The organism is Streptomyces sp. NPDC021212 (genome assembly GCF_044332925.1).
In the GTDB taxonomy this organism is placed as follows: domain Bacteria; phylum Actinomycetota; class Actinomycetes; order Streptomycetales; family Streptomycetaceae; genus Streptomyces.
On record NZ_JBIRPZ010000010.1, the window covers coordinates 235,098 to 251,443 of the forward strand.

At 73.2% G+C, this 16,346-nt stretch carries 13 protein-coding genes and 1 tRNA gene; 5 read left to right on the forward strand and 9 right to left on the reverse strand.

Features of this window, described 5'->3' with window-relative positions; translation table 11 throughout:
• The 3 genes from ACH4SI_RS26945 (at nucleotide 1) to ACH4SI_RS26955 (ending at nucleotide 4,077) form a co-directional block, all read left to right on the forward strand.
• A complete protein-coding gene (locus ACH4SI_RS26945; RefSeq protein ID WP_398299884.1) occupies nucleotides 1-1,284 on the forward strand; it encodes a PP2C family protein-serine/threonine phosphatase in 1,284 nt (427 codons plus the stop codon).
• A gap of 120 nt (nucleotides 1,285-1,404) precedes the next feature.
• Nucleotides 1,405-2,772, forward strand: a complete 1,368-nt coding sequence (locus ACH4SI_RS26950; RefSeq protein ID WP_398299886.1) for a VWA domain-containing protein — start codon at nucleotides 1,405-1,407, stop codon at nucleotides 2,770-2,772.
• Nucleotides 2,773-2,832: 60 nt separating this feature from the next.
• Nucleotides 2,833-4,077 (forward strand): FHA domain-containing protein, encoded by a 1,245-nt coding sequence (locus tag ACH4SI_RS26955; protein WP_398299888.1) that lies wholly within the window; start codon nucleotides 2,833-2,835, stop codon nucleotides 4,075-4,077.
• A 60-nt stretch (nucleotides 4,078-4,137) separates the two neighbouring features.
• Here ACH4SI_RS26955 and ACH4SI_RS26960 read toward each other — a convergent pair whose 3' ends face one another.
• A complete protein-coding gene (locus ACH4SI_RS26960; protein WP_398299890.1) occupies nucleotides 4,138-5,172 on the reverse strand; it encodes a methyltransferase domain-containing protein in 1,035 nt (344 codons plus the stop codon).
• A 114-nt stretch (nucleotides 5,173-5,286) separates the two neighbouring features.
• Here ACH4SI_RS26960 and ACH4SI_RS26965 point away from each other — a divergent pair, with 114 nt between their 5' ends.
• A complete protein-coding gene (locus ACH4SI_RS26965) occupies nucleotides 5,287-5,691 on the forward strand; it encodes a globin (RefSeq protein WP_358617572.1) in 405 nt (134 codons plus the stop codon).
• Between the two features lie 14 nt (nucleotides 5,692-5,705).
• On the opposite strand, the gene ACH4SI_RS26970 is transcribed toward ACH4SI_RS26965, so the two are convergent.
• The 7 genes from ACH4SI_RS26970 to ACH4SI_RS27000 all read right to left on the reverse strand — a co-directional run bounded on the left by ACH4SI_RS26970 (nucleotide 5,706) and on the right by ACH4SI_RS27000 (nucleotide 14,903).
• On the reverse strand, nucleotides 5,706-6,503 hold the full coding sequence (locus ACH4SI_RS26970; RefSeq protein WP_398299893.1) for a hypothetical protein: 798 nt from the start codon (nucleotides 6,501-6,503) through the stop codon (nucleotides 5,706-5,708).
• Nucleotides 6,500-6,970: an acyl-CoA thioesterase gene (locus ACH4SI_RS26975; RefSeq protein WP_398299895.1), complete on the reverse strand. Its 471-nt coding sequence runs from the start codon at nucleotides 6,968-6,970 to the stop codon at nucleotides 6,500-6,502. Before ACH4SI_RS26975 ends, ACH4SI_RS26970 begins: the two co-directional genes overlap by 4 nt.
• A 4-nt stretch (nucleotides 6,971-6,974) precedes the next feature.
• Nucleotides 6,975-8,639: an energy-dependent translational throttle protein EttA gene (gene ettA / locus ACH4SI_RS26980; RefSeq protein ID WP_398299897.1), complete on the reverse strand. Its 1,665-nt coding sequence runs from the start codon at nucleotides 8,637-8,639 to the stop codon at nucleotides 6,975-6,977.
• A gap of 241 nt (nucleotides 8,640-8,880) precedes the next feature.
• Nucleotides 8,881-10,311, reverse strand: a complete 1,431-nt coding sequence (locus tag ACH4SI_RS26985) for a Cys-Gln thioester bond-forming surface protein (RefSeq protein WP_398299899.1) — start codon at nucleotides 10,309-10,311, stop codon at nucleotides 8,881-8,883.
• Nucleotides 10,312-10,518: 207 nt separating this feature from the next.
• Nucleotides 10,519-10,971 (reverse strand): single-stranded DNA-binding protein, encoded by a 453-nt coding sequence (locus tag ACH4SI_RS26990; protein ID WP_398299901.1) that lies wholly within the window; start codon nucleotides 10,969-10,971, stop codon nucleotides 10,519-10,521.
• Nucleotides 10,972-11,174: 203 nt separating this feature from the next.
• Nucleotides 11,175-13,280: a GTPase gene (locus tag ACH4SI_RS26995; RefSeq protein WP_398299903.1), complete on the reverse strand. Its 2,106-nt coding sequence runs from the start codon at nucleotides 13,278-13,280 to the stop codon at nucleotides 11,175-11,177.
• A gap of 6 nt (nucleotides 13,281-13,286) precedes the next feature.
• Nucleotides 13,287-14,903 carry a dynamin family protein gene (locus tag ACH4SI_RS27000; protein ID WP_398300255.1) on the reverse strand — a complete coding sequence of 539 codons (1,617 nt, stop codon included), beginning with the start codon at nucleotides 14,901-14,903 and terminating at the stop codon, nucleotides 13,287-13,289.
• Nucleotides 14,904-15,283: 380 nt separating this feature from the next.
• Between ACH4SI_RS27000 and ACH4SI_RS27005 the strand changes: the two genes are divergently transcribed.
• A tRNA-Arg gene (locus ACH4SI_RS27005) sits at nucleotides 15,284-15,359 on the forward strand.
• A gap of 153 nt (nucleotides 15,360-15,512) precedes the next feature.
• Here the strand turns inward: ACH4SI_RS27005 and ACH4SI_RS27010 are convergent.
• A complete protein-coding gene (locus tag ACH4SI_RS27010) occupies nucleotides 15,513-16,013 on the reverse strand; it encodes a MarR family winged helix-turn-helix transcriptional regulator (RefSeq protein WP_398299906.1) in 501 nt (166 codons plus the stop codon).
• Between the last annotated feature and the right edge of the window lie 333 nt (nucleotides 16,014-16,346).

Below are 16,346 nucleotides of genomic sequence, written 5' to 3' on the forward strand. Positions count from 1 at the left end.
ATGTCGCAGATGCCACAGCTGCCCCAGCTGTCAGCCTGCCCGACCTGTGCAGAGCCGCTGGAGGCGGGAGACAACTACTGTGGCGGGTGCGGGGCCGACTTGTCGGCCGCCGTGCCGTCCGCACGGCAGGAGCCGGAGGACTACCGGCTGGCTGCCCCGGCCCCGGTGGACCCGCGGACCGCGGCGGCGCTCGACGCGCCACCCCCGCCGGGCCCGGCAGCGCCCGCCACACAACCGACCACCCCCGCCGGCGCACCCGCCGGCCCGCCCCCGCACACTCAAACGCACACCAGTACAGGCACGGCAGCGAGCGCGGGCACCGGCGCCGGGGCGGATCCCCGGCTGTCCGGCGGCGACAGCCGCCCCCGGTGCGCCGCGTGCCAGGAGGGCACCATCGACAGGGACGGATACTGCGAGCACTGCGGGCACGCGCAGGCGCGTGAGCGCGACCATATGGAGCGGGAGTTGGCGGGTGTCGCCGCGGCCAGTGACCGCGGGCTGCGCCACCACCGCAACGAGGACGCGTTCTCGGTGGCCACCGCGGCCCTCCCGGACGGCTCACCGGCCGTCGTCGCGGTGGTCTGCGACGGGGTCTCCTCGGCCACCCGCCCCGACGACGCGTCAGCCGCGGCCGCCCACGCGGCGGAAGCGTCGCTGCTCACCTCGCTCCCCCGCGGCGCCCACCCGAAGCAGGCCATGAACGAGGCGATCGTGGCCGCGGCCGACGCGGTCACCGCGCTCGCCGCGGAGACCGCCGCGCCGGTCCCGCAGGAGGAGCCCCAGCGCCATCAGAACGCTCCGGCCTGCACCATCGTCAGCGCCGTGGTCACCGGCGACATGCTCACCGTCGGATGGATCGGCGACAGCCGCGTCTACTGGGTGCCCGACGACCGGGCGACTCAGCCCGCCCGGCTCACCGAGGACGACTCGTGGGCGGCCCAGATGGTGGCGGCGGGGCTGATGTCGGAGGCCGAGGCGTACGCGGACGAGCGGGCGCACGCCATCACCGGCTGGCTCGGTGCGGACGCCTACGAACTGGAGCCGCACACCGCCTCGTTCAAGCCCGACCGGCCGGGGGTCGTGGTGGTGTGCTCCGACGGGCTGTGGAACTACGCCGAGTCGGCGGAGGAGATGGCCCGCGCGGTGCCGCCGGACGCCCGGGGCCGGCCGCTGCAGAGTGCGCGGGTCCTGGTGGGCCACGCCCTCAACGGCGGGGGCCACGACAACGTAACAGTGGCCGTGGTGCCGTTCCCCGCCGCGCCGGGCGGGGCAGGATCCGCCTGACGGCCCGAGGGGGACGGGCTCCGGCCCGGGGGCGACGGCCGGACGCCATCACTCCGCTCACGCTCTCGCGGCACGATGCCATGTCCGTACGTCCCTGTGGAGCGCCAAGGAGCGGATCAGATGGCCAATTTCTCCAAGTCCCAAGCGCCGCGGTTCTCGGTCGACGTCTATCAGAACGAGTACCTCCCGGAGGGAGGCCGTGAGGTCAACGCGATCGTCACGGTGACCTCGACCGGCGGCGGGACGACCGGAGGGATACCGATCACGGCTCCCGTCGCCGCCCCGGGCCAGTACGCCCGGGGCGGCGGCTCGGCCGACGCAGCCGTGGTGATCATGGTGGACTGCTCCGGCTCGATGGACTATCCGCCGACGAAGATGCGCAACGCCCGGGACGCGACGGCCGCCGCGATCGACACGGTGCGCGACGGGGTCGCCTTCGCGGTGATCGCGGGCACCCACAAGGCGGTCGAGGTCTTTCCGGGCAACGGGCGGCTGGCGACCGCGGATCCGGTCACCCGCGCCGACGCCAAGGACGCGCTGCGCGGGCTCGCCACGGCGGGCGGCACGGCGATCGGCACCTGGCTGAGGCTCGCCGACCGGCTGCTGGGCACGGCCGATGTCTCGATCCGGCACGGCATCCTGCTCACCGACGGCCGCAACGAGCACGAGAAGCCGGAGGAGTTGCGGGCCGCGCTCGACGCCTGCGCGGGCCGCTTCACCTGCGACGCCCGCGGGGTCGGCACGGACTGGGAGGTCAAGGAGGTCACCGGGATCGCCTCCGCCCTGCTCGGAACGGCCGATATCGTGGCGAATCCCGCCGAACTGTCCGCGGACTTCACGCAGATGATGGCGACGGCCATGCGGAAGGAGGTCGCGGACGTCCATCTGCGGCTGTGGACCCCGGTGGGCGCCGAGGTGGTGTTTGTGAAACAGGTCGCACCCACGGTCGAGGATCTGACCGGGCGGCGCACCGACACCGGACCGCGCTCGGGCGACTACCCCACGGGGTCATGGGGGGACGAATCCCGCGATTACCACCTGTGTCTGCGGGTTCCGGCGGCGGAAATCGGCCAGGAAATGCTCGCGGCCCGGGTCTCCCTCGTCCTGCCGCAGCCGGACGGCCAGGGCTCCCCGACCCCGCCGGCCCAGGGGCTCGTCCGGGCCGTGTGGACGACCGACATGGCCGCCTCCACCTCGATGAATCCGCAGGTCGCGCACTACACGGGCCAGGCCGAACTGGCACAGGTCATCCAACAGGGCATGAATGCGCGTAAGTCCGGTGATGTCGAGGGAGCGACCGCCAAGCTGGGAAGGGCCGTACAGCTGGCGGACGCCTCGGGGAACAAGGACACGGCGAAACTGCTTGCGAAGGTGGTGGACGTCGTCGACGCGGCGGCAGGTACTGTGCGACTGAAAGCGAAGGTTGCGGAAGCGGACGAGATGACACTCGAAACTCGCTCAACCAAGACAGTTCGCGTCAAGAAGTAGCAGACATAGATCGCGTTACGGCAGAAATGCCAAGAACGGCACAAGAGGGGGATCACCGACATGCCGACTTGCCCTAACGGCCACCAATCGACGGCCGACGACTGGTGCGAGGTGTGTGGCCACCGGATGTCGGGGACACCCATGCCCTCCGACCCCATCGCACCGCCTCCGCCGCCCCCGCCGATGCCCGGCGGCCCGGGTGCGCCCGGACCCGGCGGCTACGGCGGCCCGCCCCCGGGTGGCCCGCCCCCGTCCGGCTACGGCTACCCCGCCCCGCCGCAGCCGGGCGGCGGTTACCAGCCGGAGCTGTGCCCGCAGTGCCGTACGCCGCGTGAGGCGCAGGCGCCGTTCTGCGAGGAGTGCCGCTACAACTTCCTGACGCAGCAGCCCACCTCGTACGCTCCGCCGCCCCCCGGGCAGGGGGGCTTCCCGCCGCCGCCCGGGCCGCCGCAGCCGTACGGGCAGCCGCCGCAGGGTCAACCCCCTCACGGGCAGCCGCCGCAGGGTCCGCCGTCGCAGGGGCAGCCGCTGCCGCCCCAGCCGCCCGGCGGCGACTACCAGGCCTCGCGTCCGTCCCAGATCAACCGCCCGGCCGAGCCGCTGTCCCCGTCGGAGCCGAACCAGCCCTCCGGCCCGGCCTTCGGCGCCGCCGAGGACGACTGGCCGCTGGCGCCGCCGCAGGCGTCCGCCGGCGCCGCCCCGCCGCCACCGCCGGCTCCGCCGGCTCCGGCCCCGCCGCAGCAGCAGGGTTACGGCTACGGCTACCCCCAGGCACCGCAGCCGCCCGCGCCCCCGGCCCCGTCCTACGGCAACGAGGCGTACCAGGGCCCCGGCGCGCCCCCGCCGCCCAACCCGTACGGACAGGGCGGAGGCCACACGCCCCCGCCCCCGGCCGGCCCCGGGAACTGGACGGCGGTCGTCGCACCGGACCGTGACTACTTCACGGCGATGATGCACCGCAGCGGCCCGGAAGCCGCCGGGCTGAACCTCCCGGCGTACTCCCCCGAGCAGCAACTGCCGCTCAACGGCCAGCAGATCACCATCGGCCGCCGCCGCCACAGCACGGGCGAGGCCCCGGACATCGACCTCGGGCGCGCGCCCGAGGACCCGGGCGTCTCGCACCAGCACGCGGTCCTCGTCCAGCAGCCGGACGGCGGCTGGGCGGTCGTCGACCAGGACTCGACGAACGGCACGACGGTCAACGGCGGCGAGGAGCCGATCCAGCCGTACGTCCCGATCCCGCTCCAGGACGGCGACCGCGTGCACGTCGGCGCCTGGACGACGATCACCGTCCGCCGCGGCTGAGACCTGACCGCGGCCGGGCCGGGGCATGTCGCCCCGGCCCGGCCGCGGGGCCATGCCCCATCAGGTGAGTCGCGTGCCCAGCGGCCAGGCGTACGGGCCCTCCGCGTCGTCCAGCCAGGCCCACTGCCGCTCGCCCCGCACCGTGACCCCGTAGCGCTCGCGCCCCGGGCGCCCCTCGTGCTCCCACAGCGCCAGCGCCTCGACCGGCTCCAGCCGACCCGTGGCCACATTCAGCAGGAAGCGGAACGAATCGTCCAGCAGCGGCCACGACGGCAGCCCGTGCGTGGACACGTGGCCCGGCGTCCCGCTGCCGCGCAGCGGGACGAAGTACGCGGGCGTGGCCAGAAAGCGGCCCTCCGCGTGCCGCGCGTCCCGAACCCGCAGGCGCACCAGCCCGGTGGCCAGCGGCGTCAGCATCAGCGCCCCGGGCCGGCACTGTCCGAGCCACGCCGACGGTACGGACGGCACGGCGCACGTCGCGATGATCCGGTCGTAGGGGGCTCGCGCGGAACAGCCGCGCGCCCCGTCACCGGTGATGACGGCCGGACGGAATCCGGCCGCGGCGAGATGTCTGCGGGCGGCCTCGGTGATCTCCGGGTCGAGGTCGACGGTCGTCACCCGGGCGTCGCCGAGCCGATGGGCGAGCAGCGCCGCGTTGTAGCCGCTGCCCGCGCCGATCTCCAGCACCCGGTCCCCGTCCCGCACCCGCAGCGCGTCGAGCATCCGCGCCATCAGGGACGGCTGGCTGCTGGAGGAGATCAGCTCGCCGTCGCGCACGCGCGTCGCCAGGGGCGCGTCGGCGTACGCCCCGGCCAGCCAGCGGGCCCGGTGCGCCGGGTTCCGGTCGTCCCGCCACAGCCGGGTGGTGAGCGCCGCCCCGCCGCCGGCGCCCGCCTGGTAGTAGTACGGCACGAACAGATGGCGCGGCACCTCCTCGAACGCCGCCCGCCACCGCGGATCGGTGAGCCCGCCGCCCGCCGTCATCTCCCGGACGAGCCCGGCCCGCGCCACGGCGGCCGCCTCGGCGTACGGATCGGGCCGGTCGCCCGTACGTCCACGCCCGCCGCCCGTCTCCGTCACGCCCGCGCCGCCCATGCCTCCACTGTCCTGCGCCCGCCCCCGGCCCGCTACCTCCGTCTGCCGGGCGGGCCTGCGCGGGCAGGGCCTACGCCCCCTTACCTAGGACGGTCGGTCTGAGAGCATGGAGGCGTGAAAGACATTCCGCGCGGCACACTTCAGGAGCAGACCTTCTACGAGCTGGTCGGCGGCGAGCAGACCTTCCGGCGCCTGGTCCGACGCTTCTACCAGGGGGTCGCGGAGGACCCGCTGCTCCGGCCGATGTACCCCGAGGACGATCTGGGCCCGGCGGAGGAGCGGCTGGTGCTCTTCCTCATGCAGTACTGGGGCGGGCCCCGCACCTACAGCGACAACCGCGGCCATCCGCGGCTGCGCATGCGCCACGCGCCGTTCACCGTGAACCGGGCGGCCCATGACGCCTGGCTGCGCCATATGCGGGACGCGGTCGACGAGCTGGAGCTGGCGCCCGACCTCGAGCGCCAGCTGTGGAACTACCTCACCTACGCGGCCGCCTCCATGGTCAACACGGAGGGCTGAGGCGGCACCGCGCCTCAGGCCGGCGTCACGGACAGCCCGGACAGCCCGGACGTACGCACCGCGATCGAGCCGTACGGGGTGCGCAGCCGCAGCCAGCCGCCCGCGGCGAGCAGGGCCAGGGGCTCGGCCGCCGGGGCGAGGGCGGTGGCGCCGCGGGAGCCGGTGGCGGCGGGCGCGCCCGCCCGCGTGGGACGCAGGAAGCCCAGCGACTGGGCGGCGTGCACGGCGCGCAGCGGCAGCCCGGTGTCCCCGAGGGTGCGGGACCAGATCTCGTGGCCGATGCGGTCGCGCTCGGCGCGCGTGCGTCCCTCCTCGGGGAGCGCCTCGTCGCGGGCCCGGAACTCGGCGACCGCCGCCGCGACCGCCCTGCGCGCCTCGTCCGGGCCGGGCAGCCCCGGCACCTGGCGCCAGCCGCCGCGTGGCGGCAGCACCCCGGCCCAGGGCGGACCGGTGACGGCCTCCGGCACGGCGACGGTGAGCCCGCTGGACGCGCCGTCCGCCGGGCGGCCGTAGCCCGCCGCGTCCAGCGCGTCGGCGAACTGACCGGCCGAGACGGTGGTGTCCAGCGCGCCCGGCCCGCCGGGCGACCCGGCGTCCGTGGCGCCCGCGGTGACGACGGCCTCCAGCCGTGCCGTACGGATGGCCAGCACCTCGAAGGACGGCGGACGGCCGAAGACGGCCAGCACCCCGCCGCCCGCCTGCAGCCGGACCGCCGCGGCGCGGTCGTAGTGGATCAGCCGGGCCAGGAAGGCGGCGAGGTCGGCCGCCTCCCCGGCGTCGGCGAAGTGCAACTCGTGCCGGAAGGCCGTCATACCCTGACGGCCCCCTCGACGGACCTCCCGGCCCTCCCGGCCGCCTTCCCGGCGCCCGGCGCGGGCTCCAGGTAGCCGGTCAGGAAGGTCTCCTCCTCGGACGTGACGCGGCGCGGCCGGCCCGCTTCGAGGTCGAAGGGGACGATGCGGGTGGCGGCCCGCACGTACACGGTCTCCTCGTCCTTGATCTCATAGGCGAGGTTGATGTACGCGGCACGGATATCCGTCACCCAGGTCTCGATGGTCACCGGTGCGTGCCGGTGGACGAGCGGCTTCAGATAGTCGATCTCGTGCCGGGCCACGACCACCCCGCCGGTGAACGCGTCACTCCCGTTCCCCGGCGCCAGCCGCCACATGAAGTCGACGCGCGCCTCCTCCAGATAGCGGAGGAAGACCACGTTGTTCACATGGCCGAACGCGTCCATGTCGGACCAGCGCAGGGGACAGGAGTAGATGTGCCGGGCCATCCCCTCAGCCCCGGGTGAGCTTCTTGTAGGTGGCGCGGTGCGGACGGGCGGCGTCCGGGCCGAGCCGCTCGACCTTGTTCTTCTCGTACGACTCGTAGTTGCCCTCGAACCAGAACCACTTGGACTCGCCCTCGTACGCCAGGATGTGCGTGGCGACGCGGTCGAGGAACCAGCGGTCGTGGGAGACGACCACGGCGCAGCCGGGGAAGTCGAGCAGCGCGTTCTCCAGCGAGGACAAAGTCTCGACGTCGAGGTCGTTGGTCGGCTCGTCGAGGAGCAGCAGGTTGCCGCCCTGCTTGAGGGTGAGCGCGAGGTTGAGGCGGTTGCGCTCACCGCCGGAGAGCACCCCGGCCGGCTTCTGCTGGTCCGGGCCCTTGAAGCCGAAGGCGGAGACATAGGCGCGGGACGGCATTTCGACCTGGCCGACGTTGATGTAGTCCAGCTCGTCGGAGACGACCGCCCACAGCGTCTTCTTGGGGTCGATGTTGGCGCGGCTCTGGTCGACGTAGGAGATCTTGACGGTCTCGCCGACCTTGATCTTGCCCGCGTCCGCGGTCTCCAGGCCCTGGATCATCTTGAAGAGCGTGGTCTTGCCCGCGCCATTGGGGCCGATGACACCGACGATGCCGTTGCGCGGCAGGGTGAACGAGAGGTCGTCGATGAGGACCTTCTCACCGAACGCCTTGGAGAGGTTCTCCACCTCGACCACGACGTTGCCGAGCCGCGGGCCCGGCGGGATCTGGATCTCCTCGAAGTCCAGCTTCCGGGTCTTCTCGGCCTCGGCGGCCATCTCCTCGTAACGGGTCAGCCGGGACTTGGACTTCGCCTGGCGGCCCTTGGCGTTGGAGCGGACCCACTCCAGCTCTTCCTTGAGGCGCTTGGCGCGCTTGGCGTCCTTCTGCCCCTCGACCTTGAGGCGGGCCTGCTTCTTCTCCAGGTAGGTGGAGTAGTTGCCCTCGTAGCCGATGGCGCGGCCGCGGTCGAGCTCCAGGATCCACTCGGCGACGTTGTCCAGGAAGTACCGGTCGTGGGTGATGGCCACGACGGTGCCCGCGTACTTGGCGAGGTGCTGCTCCAGCCACTGCACGGACTCGGCGTCCAGGTGGTTGGTGGGCTCGTCGAGGAGCAGCAGGTCGGGGGCCTCCAGCAGCAGCTTGCAGAGCGCGACGCGGCGCTTCTCACCACCGGAGAGGGTGGTGACCGGCGAGTCGCCGGGCGGGCAGCCGAGGGCGTCCATGGCCTGCTCCAGCTGGGCGTCCATGTCCCATGCGTTGGAGTGGTCCAGGTCCTCCTGGAGCTTGCCCATCTCCTCGAGCAGCGCGTCGCTGTAGTCGGTCGCCATCTGCTCGGCGATCTCGTTGAAGCGGTCGAGCTTGCCCTTGGTCTCCGCCACGCCGTCCTGGACGTTCTCCAGGACGGTCTTGGACTCGTCCAGCGGGGGCTCCTGGAGCAGGATGCCGACGCTGTAGCCCGGCGAGAGGAAGGCGTCGCCGTTGGACGGCTGCTCCAGCCCGGCCATGATCTTCAGCACCGTCGACTTACCGGCGCCGTTGGGGCCCACGACACCGATCTTCGCGCCGGGCAGAAAGCTCAGCGTGACGTCGTCGAGGATCACCTTGTCGCCGTGCGCCTTGCGCGTCTTGCGCATGGTGTAGATGAACTCAGCCAAGAGAAACCGTCCGGCAATCTGGTAGGTATCGATGTGCGGCCGCGCCGCATGGGTGCATGCGGGCTCCGCCGCGTCCAGGGCAGAGACACCCCACCCCATCTTGCCGTACGGCGGGCCCGAGGCGGAAACCAGTTGGTCCGCCGTCCGGGGCGGCCGCCCCGACGCGAAGGGCCGGAAGCCCGCTTTCCGAGGCCCCGGCCCTTCCTCACCGTCCGTCGTCAGCGGTCGCTCCGCCGGGCGGTCACTCGCCCGAGGAGGTCTTCTTCTTGCGGACGAAGAAGATCGCGCCGCCGCCGGCCACGACGAGCGCGATGGCGATGCCCGCGATCACCGGGGTGGAGCTGCTGCTGCCGGTCTCGGCGAGGTCGTCACCGCCGGCGGTGTCGTCGACGGCGGTGGTGTCACCGCTGACGACCTCGCCGCCGGCGCCCCCGGCCGACGCCGGGCCCGCCTTGGTGGAGGGGGTCTCACTGCCGCCGCTTGCGCTGCCCGCGGTCTTGCAGTCGAGGACGCCCGAGAAGCTCTTCTCGAATCCGTTCGGGCCCCGGACGCTGAACTTGTAGCTCTGGTCCTCGTTCACCGGCACCGTGACGGTCTTCGACTGACCGGCCTCGACCGTGTACTTCTGGTTCAGCAGCGTGAAGGTGAACGCCTCGTCGCCCTTGTTGGTCGCCGTGACGTCCACACCGCCCTCGGCGCAGTCCTTCTCGGCGGTGACGGCCGGGACCGCGCCCTTCTCCGCCCAGTGGGCGGTGGCCGAGGCGGAGACGGTGCTCTCGCTGGAACCGGCGAGTATCTGGGTCTGGCTCTTGGTGTCGCTGGAGAACGCGCGGCCGACCGGAACCTTGGTGGCGGCCTGGGCGGTCAGCGTCGCGGAGCCGTCGGCCGCGTCGGACGGCACGTCGACGTAGACCTCGCCGCCGTTGGCGGCGCTGGTGATCGTCTTGCCGCTCTTGTCGACGAGCCTGACGCCGGAACCGGCGGCCTCGGTGCCCGGGGTGAGGGTGACGCTCTCGGCGTTGGTGCGGACCTTGACCGGACCGAGCCGCTCACCCGCCTTGCCGGAGACGGCCGGCGGTTCGAGGCTCAGCGACGCCTTGGGCTCGGCCAGGTTCCGCGCGCTCTTCTCCAGGTAGTCGGCGAGCTTCTCGGCCGCCGGGTCGACCGCGTCGACCTTCGCCCGGTCGGAGAAGCGCCAGATGGCGACCTGGGTACCGGCGGCCGCGGTCTTCTCGGTGAGGGCACCGGAGCCCGCCTTCGAGGCGAGTTCGGCGAGGTCGTTCACCTGGGGATAGGAATTCTGCAGAATCCAGTTGATCTTGCCCGCTTCGCGGTTGTTCGCCAGCGAGGTCTGACTCCAGGGCTTCTCTTCGTATTTCGCCTTGCTCTGCGTCGGGTTGTGCAGATCGATGCAGTACGTCTGGATGCTGCCGCCGTTGTCGACGGCCATCTCGAAGAGACCGGCGCCGACTTCCTGGTCACCCTTGTCGTGAATGACCGCCTTGTCGAAGGTCTTGAGACCGCTCAGCGTGGCGGTGGCTCCACCGCTTCCCGGAGGCACATCGTCCGCGGCGGCGGTACCGGCGCCGGCCATCGCGCCCACGGCGACCAGCCCTGACACCAGAACGGCGGCCGCGAAACGGGCGACACCCCGCCTCTTCACAGAAATCATGATTTCCCCTCCGGACGAGCGCCGGTCAGTTGGTGCGCCTCGCCAGCGAACTCGAAACTCAGTAACCCCCGTTGGGCACTCAGGGATCCTAGGGAGCGAAAAGCCGCACGATCCCCGGTTGACCCTGACCCCAACCGATCCGAATCGGAATTGTTATCTGCCCCACAGACCGCATATGACCTGGGATTATCGATAAATCACCCCTGGTCACAGGGGCGTTGCCCCGGTCGGTACGTTTACAAGAGGTTTGGCCTGGGATACCCGCCGGAAGGCGGATGTGCCGCGCGTGAGATCGTGCCCGACCGCCACCGCGTCGATCTCCGCGGTGATCCACCGCCTGGGTCCGCTCTCCCCCTCCCCCGCGCCCTGCCGCGCCTTCTCCCCCTCCCTCTCCTTCTCCCGCTCACGCACCCGCAGCGTGCCGTGGACCAGCAGCGGTTCGCCGAGCGTCACCGAAGCGGCCACGTTCGCCGCGAGGGTCCGCCAGGTCCAGACCGTGTAGAAGCTCGTGTACGCGTCCTGCCAGCCCTCGCTCTTCCGGTCCCAGCGGCGCACCGTCGCCGCAAGCCGGAACCGGGCCACCGCCACCCCGGCCGCCGTCTCCCAGAAGTCCGGCCGCGTGGCGGCGTTCCCCACCACCGTCGTCCAGGTCTCGTTCATGCCCGCTCCCCCGCTCCCCCGCGCTCCCCCGGCGGCCCACCGGACCGCCGACCCCCATGCTGCCCGCGATCCGCGATCCTCGCCGGAGCCTGTGCACAACCCTCAGGCTGTGGACAACCCGCTCCCCCGTTCCGGTGAAACGTCGCCCGGTGAACCGCCACACCCCGCCGCCCCGCGACCCGCCCCCGGGCCCGGGGCAGCCCTCACCCCTCCCCCGCCGCGATCACGTACTGCGCCCGCACCTCCCGGTACCGCGCCAGCTCCGCCCCCACCGGCCCCAGCACCCGCGTCCGGCCACAGCCCACCGCCGCCTCCCGCAGCCGCGCCTCCGCCGCCTGCCCGTACCGCCGCGCGGGCCCCCGCGCCGCCAGGCCGCACGACCACGCCAACCCAGCCCCGGCCAGCGCGCACCCCGCCACCAGCGCCGCGGGCATCCACCACTCCGGCCCGCCGAACAGCCCCGCCACGGCCCCCACCAGCCAGACCACCCCCACCACCTGGAGCACCAGCAGGGCCACCTGGGTCGCCGCCATCACCGACCACCACGCGGGCCGCGTCAGGCACTGGCCGCGCCGCGCGGCCGCCACCGCCTCGTCCACGGCCTCCGGCAGCCCCCGGCCGCCCCACCCCGCCGCCTCCCGCACCGCCTGGGCCCAGGGGCCGGGCAGCCCGGTCGTGGCCTCGTCGGCGAGCGTCCGTACGGCCTCCTCCACCGCGGGCCGCGCCGTGACCGCTTCCATCGCCGCCGCCTTCGCCCGCGCCCCCGGGACCTCCCGCTCATCCTCGGCCCGCCGACGGCTGCCCCGCCGCTCCCCCGAACGCCCGGCCCCCGTCGAGGCCGCCGAGGCCGTCGAACCCTCCGGATCCGCCGAACCCCACATCCCCTCCGTCCGGCCGCCGGCCGGCCTCCGCCCCCGCACCAGCCGCCCCCACGGCGTCCCGCACGCCCACTGCGCGTCCCGCAACCAGGCCCGCTCCGCGGCCTGCCCGGCCGCCGCCGCGCCCGCCGCCTCCGCCAGCCGGTCCTCGAACTCCGCCCGCGCCCGGGCGGTGAACCCGACCGGTGCCCCGTCCGCCACGTACTGCGGCCGCAGCCGCGCGGTCGTGCCGTCCACGTCCGCCGCCAGCCGCCGCTCCGCCGCGCCGCATTCGGCCGCGAGCCCGCCCAGCATGTCCCGCAGCTCCCCGACGCCCTCCCCGGTGAGCGCGGACAGGGCGAGCACCGCCGCGCCCGGCTCCCCGTGCTCGCCGAGCGCAAGACCGTCCTCGTCCAGCAGTCGCCGCAGATCGTCCAGCACCTGGTCGGCGGCGTCGCCCGGCAGCCGGTCCACCTGGTTCAGGACGACGAACGTCACCTCCGCATAACCGGCGAGCGGCCGCAGATAGCGCTCGTGCAGCACCGCGTCCGCGTACTTCTCGGGATCCACCACCCACACCACCGCGTCGACCAGCCCCAGCAGCCGGTCCACCCGGTCCCGGTGGCCCGGGGCGGCCGAGTCGTGGTCGGGCAGGTCGAGCAGGACCAGACCGCGCAGCGCCGGATCGTACGGATACGCCGGGCGGCGGCGGTCCGCGTGCGGGATGCCGAGCCGGTCCAGCAGCCCGTCGGCGTGATCGGTCCAGGCGCAGGAGAGCGGCGCGGCGGTCGTCGGCCGGCGGATCCCGGCCTCGGAGAGCGGTGCCCCCGCGAGCGCGTTGAAGAGTGTCGACTTACCGCTTCCGGTGGCTCCGGCGAGGGCGACGACTGTGTGCCCGAGCGGATGCCGTCCGCGCGCGGCGGCCTCGTCCAGCACCCGCCCGGCCCCGGCGAGGGTGCGTCCGTCCAGCCGGGTGCGGGACAGCCCCACGAGCTGCCGCAGGGCGTCGAGGCGCGGCCGCAGACTGCCGGCCGCGAAGCTGCGGGCGCCGGGCCCGAAGGGCCGCTCGTACGATGCGTACGCCTCGTAGGCCGCGTACGCCTTATAGGCGTCGCCGGAGCCGTAGGACTCGTACGACGGCTCGCAGGGCTCCTGCGCATCGCGGGGCCCGTACGACTCGTACGACTCGTACGCCTCGTCCGGCTCCCGCGCCTCCCGCGTCCCGGAGGCCCCCGCGGCGGGCCACGCCGCTGGTGCTGCCGGTGCCGCCGGGCCGGACGCCGCCGGGCCGGGCACCTCCCGGGGGGCGCGGCGGGCGGGCCGCCGCCCGGCGCGCCGGGCGATCAGGCCGTCGTCCCAGGTCTGCCGCGCCCCCACCACACCTTCGGAGGTCGCGTCGTCCCCGCGCCCGACCCCCTCCCCGCCGTCGAGACCGGTTGCAGTGGCCGTCACCTTCGGTCACCTCTCCTTCTGCAGTAGGGACAGCGCGGCGATCAGCTGGACCTGGTGGTCCGGGGTCGCGTCCAGGGCGTCGAGCGGCGCCAGCCGCCGATCGCGCTCCGTCTCCAGGACGCGCGCGACACAGCCGTCGAGCAGCCGCCCGCCGCGGTCGCCCAGCCGCAGCGCGCGGTGCGCGCCCAGCGTCTCGGCGAGCCTTTCGCCCGCCTTACGGGCCCGGCGCCCGCCCAGCAGGGCGGCGACCAGCAGGGCGGCGACCTCATCGGACGCGTCGGGCCCGCCGTCGTCGGGGATCCGGGCACGGGTCTCCTCCTCGGCCAGTTCCTCGACGCAGCGCCGCCAGCGCCGTACGGCCACGCCGATCCGCTCCCCGGCCTCGCGCGCGTCGGCCGGGGCGAGCCCGGTCCCTGCGGCGGGGTCCCGTTTCCCCGCCTCGGCGACCCGCTCGTCGGCGGCGGCCGCCGCGCTGCGCAGCAGGGTGGCGAGGGATTCGGTGAGCGCCGTAAGAAGCTCACCGGGGGTGCTGTCGTGCGGCTGGCCGTGCCAGTGGGTGAGCGCGCCGCCCGCGAGCGCCGCGCCCGCGGCGATCTCCCGCCGCACCCGCTCGGCCGCCTCCGCGTACGCCCCCTCGACCCGCTGGATCAGCCGCACCGCCGCGGCGTGCTGGGCCGCCGCCGCACCGGCCAGTGCGGGCAGCCGGGACCGGAGCGAGGCGAGGACCCCGGCCGCGGTGCGGGCGGCGGCGACGGTACGGGCCTGCGGGTCCTGGGCGTGCTGGGTGAGCCAGCCGCGCAGCGCGGCGACGGCGGTGGCGGGGAGCAGCCCGCTGCCGCCACCCGCCGACTCGGGCAGCTCGGGGATGGTGAAGCGGGGGACGTCGCCGAGCCCGGCCTCGTCGAGGAGCGCGGCGTACTGCCCGGATACCTCGGCGGCGACCTGGTGCGGCACCCGGTCGAGCACGGTGACAAGTGTCACGTCGTACTCCTTCGCGGTCCGCAGCAGATGCCAGGGGACGGCGTCGGCGTAGCGGGTGGCCGTGGTGACCAGCACCCAGATGTCGGCGGCGCAGATCAGCTCGGCGGCGAGATCGCGGTTGCGGGCGACGAGCGAGTCGATGTCGGGCGCGTCGAGCAGCGCCAGCCCCCGCGCGAGCCCCGGATCGGTCTCGATCCGCAGCGCCGCCGGCCCCTCGCCCTCCCGCGCCCGTTCCTCCTCGTCGTACGCCCCCTCCGCCCGGTCGCCCTGGGCCGGGACCCACACCCTGGTGAGCTGCGGCAGCACCCGTTTCCCGGCGAACCAGGAGTGATCGTCGGGGTGACACACCAGCACCGGCGTACGGGTCGTCGGCCGCAGCACCCCGGCCTCCGTCACCCGCCGCCCGACCAGCGAATTGACCAGAGTGGACTTCCCGGCTCCGGTCGATCCGCCGATCACGGCCAGCAGCGGCGCTTCGGGGGCACGCAACCGGGGCACGAGGTAGTCGTCCAGTTGAGCAAGCAACTCGGCTCGGCTGCGGCGAGCGCGGTCGGCACCGGGAAGGGGGAGCGGAAACCGTGCGGCGTCAACGCGGTCGCGCAGTGCGGTCAGCGCGTCGAGCAGCCGGGGCCGTACGTCCAAGATCGCCACATGCGAAGAATGCCCGGTTTTGATGTCTTTTTGAAGCGTATGCTCATTCGTGCGCGCCAAAGAGACCCACCCGGATCACCTCAGATCGGACACGGGGTGGACGTGACGGACGGGACTCAGGCATAACGAGTAGACAACACCCGCCGCTTGAGGCGTGAAAAACGATGCGAGTTTCGTACCTGCCTGCGATTATCGGACCGCTTCACCGAACCTCCACAACGTGCCACGGAGGTGAAGCAACCGGGGCGAGGCGCAGGGAGCCCTATCCTTGTCCCCGGCAAGGTCACGGATCCGCCGCGCCCGGCCACCGGCACCACGGCCGCACCGCGGACCCGGCACCCGGGGGCTCAGCAGTTCCAGGCCCACCACCGGCCCCCGTAGCTCAGTGGATAGAGCAGGCGCCTTCTAAGCGCTTGGCCGCAGGTTCGAGTCCTGCCGGGGGCGCCACCGGCTCACCGCCGGCCGGGCGCGCAGCTCCAGTCGCGCCGGCCCCGGCCGCCACCCACGCCGATACCCCCGACCCCGGGCTTGTGTGAACTCCTGACGAAGCCTGACCCATCGCTGGACGTCGCGGAGTTCACACGGCACCCGGCCCGCTCCTCAGGTGGAACTGGGGGGAGGCGTGTCGCCGAAGGAGAGCAGCAGCTTGCGCATCAGATGGGTCAGCTGCTCCTGCTCCGCCCGGTCCAGCCCGCTGAACAGGCGTTCTCCGTTGCGGACATGCCCCTCCACCGCGTTGTCCACCAGCTCGAATCCCTCCGGGGTGAGTGAAATCACCATGCGGCGGCGGCTGGCAGGGTCGAGTTCACGGTCGACCAGGCCACGGCGCACCAGCCGGTCGACCCGGTGGGTCAGCGCCGGAGGCTTGATCATCATGGTCGTCGCCAGGGCTTTCGGGGACAGTGCGTACGGCGGGCCACTGCGGCGCAATGTTGCGAGCACATCAAATTCCCAGCGCTCCATGCCCTCGGCGGCGAGGTACTCCACCATCCCCCACTCGACCAGCCGATTCGCCCGGAAGAGCCGCCCCATCAGCCCCATGGACCACGCGTCCAGCCCGGGACGGACCTCCGCCCACTGCTGAAGGATGCGGTCGAGCATGTCCTCCGCCTGCTCAGGCGCCTGATCAGGCGCTTGAGCAGGCGCCTCTTCGGCCGACTCGTTCACCCCGTCGGTCCCGCCTCTTCGGGTCGAGTTCAACATCGAACTATTTGACATGAACCGAGCCTACTTTCTACGGTCAGTGGCTGTCGGACAGCTCTGAGTACGCAACCGGGTAACACCCCCGGCCACGCCCATGAGCACACCAACCCTCAACCATGCCCATGGTCGGCGCCAGGCCCGGGATGCCTTTCGGCCGAAGGCCCCGGCCTGGGCCATGTCTGGGGTGACCACCGAAGACCTGAACAGACCCCATCTCGTCAGCACCGCTTG